At 35.4% G+C, this 12,545-nt stretch carries 6 protein-coding genes; all 6 read left to right on the plus strand.

Features of this window, described 5'->3' with window-relative positions:
- Window positions 1-339: 339 nt before the first annotated feature.
- The 6 genes from J6D32_RS00005 (at window position 340) to secA (ending at window position 12,479) form a co-directional block, all read left to right on the plus strand.
- Window positions 340-5,943 (plus strand): right-handed parallel beta-helix repeat-containing protein, encoded by a 5,604-nt coding sequence (locus J6D32_RS00005; protein WP_287467124.1) that lies wholly within the window; start codon window positions 340-342, stop codon window positions 5,941-5,943.
- An 89-nt stretch (window positions 5,944-6,032) separates the two neighbouring features.
- Entirely contained in the window at window positions 6,033-6,962 is a 930-nt protein-coding gene (gene pfkB / locus J6D32_RS00010; protein WP_009606140.1) for a 1-phosphofructokinase, read from the plus strand.
- 71 nt (window positions 6,963-7,033) lie between these two features.
- Complete coding sequence (locus J6D32_RS00015) at window positions 7,034-8,389, plus strand: ATP-dependent helicase ComFA (RefSeq protein WP_006784622.1); 1,356 nt, start codon at window positions 7,034-7,036, stop codon at window positions 8,387-8,389.
- Window positions 8,370-8,777, plus strand: coding sequence for a hypothetical protein (locus tag J6D32_RS00020; protein ID WP_009606116.1), 408 nt, complete (start codon window positions 8,370-8,372; stop codon window positions 8,775-8,777). The genes J6D32_RS00015 and J6D32_RS00020 overlap by 20 nt, the downstream gene beginning before the upstream one ends.
- A 231-nt stretch (window positions 8,778-9,008) precedes the next feature.
- Window positions 9,009-9,557 (plus strand): ribosome hibernation-promoting factor, HPF/YfiA family, encoded by a 549-nt coding sequence (gene hpf, locus J6D32_RS00025; RefSeq protein ID WP_006784623.1) that lies wholly within the window; start codon window positions 9,009-9,011, stop codon window positions 9,555-9,557.
- A 399-nt stretch (window positions 9,558-9,956) separates the two neighbouring features.
- Window positions 9,957-12,479: a preprotein translocase subunit SecA gene (gene secA, locus J6D32_RS00030; RefSeq protein WP_006784624.1), complete on the plus strand. Its 2,523-nt coding sequence runs from the start codon at window positions 9,957-9,959 to the stop codon at window positions 12,477-12,479.
- Window positions 12,480-12,545 lie beyond the last annotated feature (66 nt).

A 12,545-nucleotide genomic window follows, 5' to 3' on the forward strand; every position in this document is an offset into this window, starting at 1 on the left:
AGTAAAATAATTTAAAAGACTGACTCCAAAGGGTCAGTCTTTTTTTCGCCAAGATAAAAGAAAGTAGACTTTTCTGTCTTCAAAATATGGTTAAAGTGTATTAGGAAAACTACTATATTCGGAAATACGAATGCCGCACGTTAAAGCGAATTTTTTTCCTCTTTTCTGTCATGGTTCGACAACGTAACCGTTTACAGTGTGGCGTTATTATCTTGTGAATTAATGTGAAATTAGAATGGAGGGAGTAAAGAATTTTAATCGGTTAATTAAGAAGGAAATGAAAAACTATTCGTAAAATGAACGATGCTACTTAAGTAGTGAATCCGGGGGGAATTATTCGTGAATTTGAAAAAAGTAAAAAAGAGACTTTCAACTTTGTTAGCAGTCTCAATGTTGTGTTCGAGTTTTAATATTAATCTATCGAGGGTACAGGCGGAAGAAAGTTCTGAGAATGTTTTAATTACAGAGGAGGTCATTGAACAAGTCCCTTCAGAAGAAAAAACTGAAATAACAATTGGGACAGAGATTGATCAGGTAGAGGAAAGTCTAGATTCAAGTAATGAAGAATTGAATTCATCTGATGAGAAATTATCAATGATTGAGATAGAAGGAAAACAAGATGTTTTAACTGAGGAGGTAAGAACAGTAAAGGCAAAACAAACAATTTGGATTGTAGGTGATTCAACGGTTTCATATTTTACAGATGAATATTACTACCCTCGTTATGGATGGGGAACTCAAATTGATAAGTATTTTGATAGTGAACGATTTGAAGTGAAAAACATTGCGCTGTCAGGTAGAAGTTCTAAGAGTTTTATAACTGAACCAGAATATCAAATATTATTAGACGGAATGAATGAGGGTGATTATCTCTTTATCGGATTTGGTCATAACGATGAGAAAACAGAGGCTGAACGTTATACGAATCCAAATGGAGATTATACGGTAACAGGAAGTTTTGCAAACTCTTTGTACGAAAATTATATTAGACCGGCAAGTGAAAAAGGAGTTACTTCTGTTTTAATGACACCGATTGTCAGACGTAGTGCAAGTGGTGATTGGACACAGTCAGAGTTACATGTTACGGCAACGTCTGGAGAATTTGAAGGTGGAGATTATCCACAAGCAGTTCGAGATTTAGGAAAAGATTTGAATGTAGCTGTTGTTGACTTAACTTCTTTAACTAAGTCTTTATACGACGAGTTAAAACCAAGTGAGACATTAAATCTTCATGCCTGGACTTCTAATAAAGAGGCATCAGTAGATAATACGCACACAAATATTTGGGGTGCACACTATAATGCATACTTTATTGCGAAAACAATTAAGCAATTAAATATTAGTGGCTTATCTGAATATGTTCTTGAATCAGCTATTAGTAGTGCTCCAACTAAGGAAGAGTATTTAAAGTCAAATCCTGACTATGTCGCACCGTCATATGATAATAACCTGGAGGATAGTATTCTTTGGGATGATTATGGAATTTTTAAAGGTTCTGTTTTTGGGAATGTTGGGGGAGAACCAACGACTGATAATTTTACTTTAGAAACTGATGCTGATGGTAATATGCATATTGCAGTAAAAAATGATAAAGGTAAAATTGCTTCAGCTGTTGATGGTCTTGCGATGTATTATTATAAAGTGCCTGTTGGGAGTACCTTTACGTTAACAGCGACTGCAAAAGTTAATAGTTTTAAGTCTAATAATCAAGTGTCTTTTGGATTAATGGCTCGAGACGATATGTATGTAGACAAAAATATTGGAGATCCAATTGGGGATTATGTGGCGGCTGCTCCTCTTAATTTAACCAAACCTGTGGGTGAGGTATGGAATTCTTTTGCTCGTAAAAGTGGAGTTTTAACTCAGGGTGGTACAATGATTAATGAAATTAAAGCAGGGGATTCAATTGAGTTAAAACTTGAGAGCAATAGTGATGGATATGCTGCAACGTTAGGAAATGAACAAACGATTACGGGAGGCTTTGATTTCCCATTAACAAGCATTGATTCCGAATATGTTTATGTAGGAATGTTTGTAGCTAGAAATGCGGATGTGACATTCAGTAATATTAAACTTGTGGTTGATGGAAAAGAAGTGACAGGCAGTACAGCAGGGGAAACAGTACAAAGTATTTTAAATGTATCTGATTTACCAGTTGGTGATATTGCGTCTGATTTAGACTTAGAAGAGTTTACAATTAAATCGGGAACAACGATTGATGCTCATAAGAAAACAAGTGATGAGGGAATTGAGTTTACACAACGTTTGAAATTAAATGGAACAGGAAGCAAAGATTCTCGTTCGGTTCACTTTAGTACAGATAAAGAAGCAGAGTTGAAGCTTTATGCCTTATCAGCATCATCTAGTGCAGAGCGAGAACTTGGTGTTTATAAAGCTGATACAAATACATTAGTAACAACAATTAAAGTAGCGAATGAAAATCCATTAGAGGCTAAATACGTGACATTAACGGAAGCTGGAGATTATTATATTGCTTCTTTAGCAAGTGGGGTCAATGTTTATTACTTAGATGTCACCCAAACAAAAGGTGAGGTACAACGTCCTGCTTGGGAGTCAGTTATATCACCGGTTATTTCTAGCGCTAATGTTAATGATGAAGATAAAGCTTTAATTGATGTCGCTTGGGAAATGGTTATTGGTGATGCAGGGGCTGACAAATTAGAAATTAAATTATTAGATGCTAATGATGAAGTTGTGGATAGTAAAGTCGTTAAAAAAGACTCAACATCTGGTGTTGCACAGTTAACCCCAAATGCGAGTGGCGATTATAAAATCTTAGCAGAAGCAACTCGTAGTGGGGAGGAAGAAGTCAAGTTATCAACAACGTTTGAGTTCAAAAACTTTATCCAACCATTACAGAGCTTCGCGATTACAAAAGTTTTAACAGGTGAAAATCATTCGTTAAATGTAGAATGGGAGTCAGTTGAAGAGGCTGAGTACTATCAAGTAGCAATCAAAGAAGATGGAACAGATACGTATCAAATCATCACTGAGAAAACAACTAATACTCAACTTAATATTCCAAATTTAACAGTTGGAACAAAATACGTTGTAAAAGTCAGTGCTATTCGTGGAGAAGATACAGTTGAGGCAACCGTTACGAAAGTATTAAAGGATGCTCCTGAAATTTGGAGTGTTGGACAAATCGGTTCAAATGCAGCGGGAACTGTGACTGAAAATGAAGATGGAACTGTGACAATCTCAGCATCAAACGGTAAGATTGCAGATAGTGAAGATGGGATGACATTCTACTACACTGAGTTACCATCTACCGAAAACTTTACGTTAACAGCAACATTCAAAGTGGATGCGACAACAGTTAGTGGGAAAACGTATGATGGTCAATCAGGATTTGGAGTTATGGCGATTGATGCTCTGGAGTTAAATAATACGAATGCACGTTACTTTAACTCTGCCGGAGCTGTATTTGCACGTTATAAACACGATGTGACGACGTATAATGGAATTCCTGGTGGTCGTTTTGTAACAGGTTATGAAGAGGGTCCAACAACACCATCGATTGATCGTAAATTAATTAATACCTCTGTATTTGACTGGGATTTTAATAAAGAAAACTTTAACGATCCATCAAAACCTCATTATCAAGTAGGAGATGTTTATACGTTAACACTTCGCAAATCAAATACAGGGTATCATGCGATTTTAAATAATGAGACAACTAATCAAGTGATTTATTATGACTATGATAATGAATTATTAACCGTTCAAGATGAAGAATCAATTTATGTTGGAATGATGGCATCTCGAGGGGTTGCAGTTACTGTTTCTGATATCGAGTTAACATTAATTTCACCAGCAGATGATGAAGCTCCGATGGAAAGACCAGTGGAGTACGTTACGCCTAAGTTTTCAAGTGATACAACAAAAACGACAGCGGATACAAATTATGAATTATCTGTGACATCAAATGTAGCTGGGACGTATAGCATTAAAGATGCTTCAGGTAAAACATTATATAAAGATTTACCGTTAGAATCGGGACAACGTATTTTAAACAAATTGACGTTAGCAACTGGAGATAATCAATATAAAGTAGAATTTACGCCATCTATTAATCAACCGACTTTAACCGAATATCAAGAATTATCTTCATATGACACAATGACTTTAAATGTAACCATTTCTTGCAACTCATTTGGAACAAGTGAAAATGCAATTTATGTTTCAACAACAGGAAGTCAAGCAGGACTAGGAACAAAAGCAAGTCCTTTAGATATTTATACGGCAGTTGCGTATGCTCAACCGGGACAGGAAATTATCTTACTTGAAGGAACATATTATTTGACAGAAGCCATTACGATTGACCGTGGACATGACGGAACAGCTGATGAGATGATTACATTAATGGCCGAACCTGGTAAACGTGTGGTGATTGATTTATCACAATCACCAAAAGGTGGATTTACTATTAATGCTGACTATTGGCACTTCTTTGGATTTGAAATTTGTAATTCACAAGATAATGCAAAACCATTATTAATTCAAGGGAATCATAATATTGTTGAACAATTGAAAGTCTATAAAAATGGAACGACAGGAGTACAAATTAGTGGCTCGGCTTCTGAAGATAAGAGTATGTGGCCAAGCTATAACTTAGTACAAAGTGTTGAGTCTTATGACAACATGGATGCTAATGCTAATGATGCAGATGGGTTTGCAGCTAAAATCACGGCAGGTATTGGGAATATTTTCCGTTACTGTATTTCTCATAACAATATTGATGATGGTTGGGATTTATATGCTAAATCAACATCAGGAAGCATCGGACAAGTTGTTGTTGAGTCTTCAATTGCGTATGAAAATGGATACTTTACAACAGATCCTGAGAAAACAGTGGTGGGTGAAGGAAATGGATTTAAACTTGGTGGAGAAAGTATGCCGGGGAATCACATTCTAAGAAATAGTATTTCATTCAACAACTATGCTAAAGGCGTTACAAGTAACAGCGGACCAGACGTTCAAGTTTATAATACTGTCTCATTTAATAACGGTGGAACAAACCTTTCATTATATACATCTTATAAAGAAACAAACTATAAGTTAGATCACTTTGTTTCTTATAACGGTGGTAAAGTAGATGATATTAAGTTGACTGGACAGTCAAGTTTAGCAAGTGAAACTAACTATCTTGATGGTAAAAATATTAATGGGGAATCTGTTCCATCTAGTTGGTTTGAAAATGTGGATATGAAAAACTATCCAACGATTAATGAAAAGGGTGGATTTGATTTTAATGGTTTAGAAACCTTATTGCTTGAAAGCGAAGAGTTTTTAGGTATTATGGCAACAAATAAAACAGAGCCAACTGTTATTACAGTTGGAACCGAGATTAGTTCAAATGGTTCAACTGAAACACCAAAACCTGAAGAGCCAGTTGTACCTGAAAAACCAAATTATATCATCCCAGATTCAATTAAAGATGCGATTGATTCAACGGTTATTAAACCAGTAACAGGAACAGGAGTCGTTAATAAACCGTTAATTTTAGATATAACAGGTGCAAGTTTATCAGATGTTAAATCAATGTTTGAGAAATTATCTAATTTTACAGTAAGTGTATCTATGTTGAAAACTAGAAGTAATGAAGTTCAATATTCAGTTTTATTAACAAGTGCTAATGAAAGTATTTCTTTAATTTTAACTGTGGACACTAATCAAAGCGATGTGATTAGTTATTTGAATTCTTTCATAAAGGATACATCAAAACCAGATGATTCAAAACCTGAAACACCAAAACCAGAAGAAAATACTAATTCAACCACTCAATCATCAACAACGACTAATAAACCTGCAACAGGTTATACGTTAATGGGATGGATGACGTTAGGTGTTTTTTCAACATTACTTGGTTTTGTTTCTTATATTAAAAGAAATAAGAATGATAAAAAACAAGTAAAATAATTTTTGAAGACTGACTCGAAAGAGTCAGTCTTTTTAGTAAATGATTTACTCTGTTTGGAATATACTAAACCTGAAGGAGTGTGATAACTATGATTACGACGATTACTTTAAATCCAGCTTTAGATAAATTGATGGAATCTGAAAGTCTTCAGGTTGGAGAAACAAATCGTGCCGATATTTTAAATAGTTCAGCTGCAGGAAAAGGAATTGATGTGGCGAAAGTTTTACGTGATTTTAAACGTGAAGTTAATGCAACAGGCTTTTTAGGTGGAATTGTAGCCCCTATTTTTAAACAGTGTTTTGAAGATGAGAAAATTAATGATCATTTTATTGCGATTGAAGGGCAGACTCGTACAAATATTCAGCTTTTTGATAAGTCAGGGAAACGAACGGAAATTTTAGAGAAGGGCCCTGAGGTGAGTTCTGCTGAAAAAGAGGCATTGATTCATAAAGTAGAGGAGCTTGCTAAGGTGAGTAGTGTTGTGGCGATTTGTGGTAGTGCCCCTCGTGGAGTTGATGAAGCTTATTTTACGGAGTTGATTCAACTTGCAAAAGCAAATTGTCATACGGTTATTGTAGATGCATCAGGAGCTTTATTAAAGGTTGCGATTAAGCAAAAGCCTAAACTTATTAAGCCGAATAAAGATGAGATGTTTGAATTAATGGGAGTGAAATCAGCAACGCAAGAAGAAATGATTGAGTTTGCACAACATCTTTGCCAAGAAGGGATTGAGTATGTATTGATTTCGCTTGGAAAAGAGGGAGCCATGCTAGTTTCACAAAAGGGTGTATGGAAAGGATTGGCACCTGATGTTGATGTTAAAAGTACGCTAGGTTGTGGTGATACGGTTGTTGCTTCTATGTGTATTTCGTTTGATGAAGGTGATGAGCCGGCAGTGATGTTAAAAAAAGCGATTGCTTTATCGAGTGCGAATGCGATGACATTTGAAACGGCACACGTTATTTTAAAGGATTATGAAGAGTTATTACCACGATGTGAAGTTGAGACTATTAAGTGAGGATTTTTATCCTCACTTTTTTAAAGGAATTAAAGAAGGGTTGACGTATGTTAAGGTAAGGAGTGATGTTGATGCAAGATTTGTGTGGCCGTGAGTGGACAGCGCAGGAATATGAGATGATATCGAATGATAGACGCTTAGATAAAGAAGAACTTGAGGTAATCAAAGGCCTTGAAAAACGTGACGGACATTGGTTCTGTTCACGGTGCTTAAATGAGAAATCCTTTGGTCAGTATGTGTATCGTGGTGAGCGATTGACGTATTGCCGGGAGTGTTTGGATTTTAAGCAGATTAATCAACATAGTTTGTTGTATCGTTCGAAAAGGAAGGCCACGATCACTCATAATGCGCATGTTTTGAATGCTGATTTTCAATTATCGACCTTGCAACAGGAGGGTTCGAATTTTAGCCAAGAGATACTAAATAAAGGTTATATAGGTATGAATTGGGCGGTTTGTGGAGCAGGTAAAACAGAAATGATGTTTGAATCAATCTCTTGTGCGTTGAAAGAGGGAAAGCGAGTTTGTTGGGCGATACCAAGGGCGGATGTCGTTGTTGAATTAGTACCACGTTTGCGTCAGGCTTTTCCTAATGCCTTGGTCGTTGGATTGCATGGAGGTTCAGATGAAAAAGATAAGTATGGAGATATCGTGATTACAACGACCCATCAGTTGATTCGCTTTTATCAGGCGTTTGAGTTTTTGATTATTGATGAAGTGGATGCTTTCCCCTATACGTTTGATGCGATGTTGCCAAGGCTTGCCAATAAAGCTTGTGTGCCAGGGTGTGCCACGATTTATTTATCTGCAACTCCTTCAAAGCAAGATCAACGACGGATTAAAAAGGGTGATTTAAAGTGTTGTCTCATTCCAGCACGGTATCATTTGTATCCATTAGATATTCCAAAATTCAAATGGTGTGGTCATTTTGAGCAGAAGATTTCACGTCAAAGGCTACCTTTATCAGTTAAAAAGTGGATGTTTCAAAAAATAGAGATGAAACGACGTGCTTTATTATTTGTACCAACTATTGAAGCGGGACATCAGTTAGCTAGGGCGCTCAAGAAGCAACTAAAAATTGAGGTTGAATTTGTTTATTCGGGTGATTCTAATCGGTTAGATAAAGTTCGTCGATTTAAAGAAGGGGATGGACAGTTTTTGATTACGACGATGATTTTAGAGCGTGGAGTGACGATTGCAGATATTGATGTTGCCATTTTAGGTGCAGAGCACGAAGTTTTTGAAGAAAGTGCATTAGTTCAAATTAGTGGTCGGGTCGGGCGTTCTCCTAAGTTTCCTCATGGTGAAATCGTCTTTTTTCATTATGGCGTAACTCAAGCAATGGATGATGCCCGGGAGCAAATTAAAATGATGAATAAAAAGGCAAGAGAGCGAGGACTATTAAAAGATGAAGTGCCTCATTTGTAAAAATTTAATTGTCATTAATAGTTTTTCGATGGTGTTTGCCCATGTAGAACCAAAACTCTGTCAAAGATGTCATGAGCAGATGATTCCTAATAAATTAATCGCATTTCCCCTTCAAATGTATGAAGATAATGAATTTATGCGTGAATTAATAAGACGTCTTAATCTTGGTGATTTTGTGTTATTAGAAGTCATACTTCCAACACTTCATCAAGGGCTTCTAAAATTTAAATCAGATATTAAAGAGTTAATCGCTTATGATGTAGACGATCAGTTAAGTGAAATCTTACTAGAAGCATTACAGTTTAAAGGAGAGGGGGGAAAGACTATAAAAATAACATCTATGATACCTGAAAAAATAGAACAAGAAGGATTTATTAGTATTTTGTGAGAGGTTTTTGGAATATTTTTGCCTATAAATGCTTACAATTATATAAGTCACTTTTAGACACAAATGGTGTTTTAAAGCAGTGTTTGATGATTCGATAAGAGTGATTCGACAAGGGCTACAAACATCTGATAAAAAAATCGTTACACAAATAGACAAGTTTTTTAAAACGCTTTCTTTTTCCAAATGTTTGTAGTATAATAAAGGTACATCAGATAGATAGGAGTGATTCTAATGAGAATTCAAATCAGGGGAGCTAATCGTTTCGTTGTAACAGAGGCTATTAAAAATTACATTGAGGATAAAGTAGGTAGCTTACAACGTTTCTTACCAAATAATCAAGATTTAGAAGCCCGTGTTTACATTAAAATCTATGATGTCATCCAAAAAGTTGAAGTAACGATTCCAGGAAATCAGTTCATTTTACGTGCTGAAGAAGAAAATGATGATTTATATGCAGCAATTGATTTGGTTGTAGATAAATTAGAAAGACAAATTCGCCGTAATAAAACAAAAGCTAATAAAAAAATTCGTGAACGTGAAGGAATCAGCGATTACTTTGTAACGGTTGATGATACACCAGTCACTCATCAAGCGGAGGATGAAGTCCCTTATAAAGTGAAAAATGTTCATTTAAAACCGATGGATGTAGAAGAAGCGATTATGCAATTGGATTTACTAGGACACGATTTCTATGTGTATCGTGACATGGCAGTAGATGCCGTATGTGTGGTTTATCGTCGTAAAGATGGTAAGTACGGTGTCATTGAAACAAATAATTAATTTTCGATAATAATTTAGAGGCTATCTAATTAGATAGTCTCTTTGATGTGCATATAAAATTTGATTTAAAAAGATGCTTAAAAAGCTGCCAGAGGCAGCTTTTTAAGTTAATTTTAGTGATAAAATGGGTGTGTATTCTCATTTTAGTATGTATTTCATTAATTAAAGTATGTTATTAGTTGAAATAATCATATTTCTGTACGTAAATTACCCAAATGGGGGGGTGATTTTTTATGTACATGTTCTCTTAAAAGTGGTAACATTATGTTAATAAAATAATTGTAAACAATATACAAATTAATAAATTATTTTCAAATGATATTTTTTACACTTATTTAATACTATATTTAAAGGTATGTAGCTAATTTTTTAGTGACGATATAGAAACAAGGAGCGATGATGATGATTGCAGCAATTAAAAAAATGTTAGACCCAAGTGTCAAAGTATTAAAGCGTGCTGATAAATTAGCAGATGAGGTTATTGCATTAGAACCACATATGCAACAATTAACAGATGAGCAACTTCAAAATAAAACATTAGAGTTTAAAGAGCGAATTGAAAAAGGTGAATCATTAGATGATTTATTAGTTGAAGCTTTCGCTGTTGTACGTGAAGCCTCAACACGTGTGCTTGGTATGACACCATTTAAAGTGCAAATTATTGGGGGAATTGCATTACATGGTGGTAATATTGCAGAAATGAGAACTGGGGAAGGAAAAACATTAACTTCTACGATGCCAGCTTACTTAAATGCGTTATCTGGTAAAGGGGTTCATATCATTACTGTCAATGAATATTTAGCGAGTCGTGATGCTCGTGAAATGGGTGAGTTATACCGTTGGCTTGGCTTAACTGTTGGATTAAATTTAGTTGGAATGTCTTCTGAAGAGAAGAAGGCTCAATATGCATGTGATATCATGTATTCAACGAACAATGAGTTAGGATTTGATTATTTACGTGATCATATGGTGCTTTATGCAAAACAAATGTGTCAACGTAAATTAAATTATGCGATTGTCGATGAGGTCGATTCAATTTTAATCGATGAGGCTCGTACACCGTTAATCATTTCAGGTGGACAAAAACGTACAGCCAATCTTTATGTTTTAGCTGACCGCTTTGTTAAGTCATTACGTGATGAAGAAGATTATAATATTGATATTAAAACGAAAAATATTCAGTTAAATGAAGGCGGGATTGAAAAAGCAGAACGTGCTTTCCGCATTGATAACTTATATGATATTAAACATGCTGTATTATTACACCATATTAATAATGCATTAAAAGCAAACTTTGTTATGACACGTGATGTTGATTATGTGGTTCAAGATGGAGAAATCGTAATTGTTGACCAGTTTACAGGACGTTTGATGAAAGGACGTGCTTATTCAGAAGGTCTTCATCAAGCGATTCAAGCTAAAGAAAATGTTCAAATTAAGCAAGAGACTTCAACATTAGCAACGATTACATTCCAAAACTTATTCCGTCTATACAATAAGTTATCAGGGATGACAGGGACTGCTAAAACAGAAGAGGAAGAATTCCGTAACATTTATAATATGATGGTTGTTGAAGTGCCAACAAACCGTCCAATCGCGCGTATTGATGCACCAGATTTAGTTTATAAAGATGTCAATGCAAAGTTCAACGCGGTAGTAGAGGAAGTCGTAAATCGTCATAAAACAGGACAACCTGTATTACTTGGAACAGTTGCAGTTGAAACATCAGAATATATTTCTCAGTTGTTAAAACGTAAAGGGGTTCCTCATAACGTTTTAAATGCGAAAAACCATGAGCGTGAAGCAGAAATTATTATGGATGCTGGTAAAAAAGGTGCTGTTACGATTGCAACAAACATGGCAGGTCGTGGGACTGACATCAAATTAACAGATGAAATTAAGGCTTTAGGTGGATTAGCTGTTATCGGGACAGAACGTCATGAGTCTCGTCGTATTGATAATCAGTTACGTGGACGTTCTGGACGTCAAGGAGATCCTGGATATACACGCTTCTATTTATCATTCCAAGATGAATTAATGCGTCGTTTCGGTTCTGATCGCATGCACGAAATGGTTGATAAATTAGGAATGGATCCAAATGAACCGATTGAAAGTAAAATGGTAACAAAAGCCGTTGAATCTGCACAAAAACGTGTTGAAGGTAATAACTATGATATGCGTAAAAATTTATTAGAGTATGATGATGTTATCCGTCGTCAACGTGAAGTGATTTATGGGCAACGTCAAGATATTTTAGAAACTGAAGATTTAACATCAGTAATCTTTGCGATGATTGATTCTTCAATCACACGTTTAGTAGAACAATTTGCTCCAGCGGAAGCCTCTGATGCTAAATCATCAACTGAGTATAATTATGAAGGGTTATTAAACTACTTAAATACAAACTTATTCCCAGTTGATCATGTAGAAAAATCTCAGCTTGAAGGAAAATCAACAAGTGAGATGATTGAATATATTGCAACTCTTGTGAAGGATAATTACCGTCAAAAAGAGGAATCAATTGATCCATCAATCTTCCATGAGTTCCAAAAAGTTATTGTTTTACGTGTTGTTGATACGCATTGGATGAATCATATTGATGCAATGGATGCTCTTCGCCAAGGAATTCATTTACGTTCTTATGGACAAATTAATCCACTTCATGAGTATCAATCTGAAGGGTTTGAAATGTTCAATCGTTTAATTGAACGTATTGAAGATGATGTCACTCGTTACATTTTACGTGCTGAGATTCGCCAAAACTTACAACGTGAGGAAGTAGCGAAACCAACAGCTACAAATAGTGGAAAAGAAGAGAAAAAACGCCCGGTAACACGTCAAGCTGATAAAGTGGGACGCAATGATGAGTGTCCATGTGGTAGTGGGAAAAAATATAAACAATGTTGTGGACAAGAACACTAATTGGATAGATTGAAATCATAGTTCAACTGATGTTTTAAATATCAGTTGAACTTGTTTTTCGTTTAA

Source organism: Turicibacter sp. (assembly GCF_017941855.1).
Classification (GTDB): domain Bacteria; phylum Bacillota_I; class Bacilli_A; order MOL361; family Turicibacteraceae; genus Turicibacter; species Turicibacter sanguinis.

Excerpts from the sequence above, each read along its gene's own strand:
- pfkB (WP_009606140.1), top strand. The coding sequence starts at position 6,033 with ATGATTACGACGATTACTTTAAATCCAGCTTTAGATAAATTGATGGAA.
- J6D32_RS00015 (WP_006784622.1), top strand. The coding sequence starts at position 7,034 with ATGCAAGATTTGTGTGGCCGTGAGTGGACAGCGCAGGAATATGAGATG.
- J6D32_RS00020 (WP_009606116.1), top strand. The coding sequence starts at position 8,370 with ATGAAGTGCCTCATTTGTAAAAATTTAATTGTCATTAATAGTTTTTCG.
- hpf (WP_006784623.1), top strand. The coding sequence starts at position 9,009 with ATGAGAATTCAAATCAGGGGAGCTAATCGTTTCGTTGTAACAGAGGCT.
- secA (WP_006784624.1), top strand. The coding sequence starts at position 9,957 with ATGATGATTGCAGCAATTAAAAAAATGTTAGACCCAAGTGTCAAAGTA.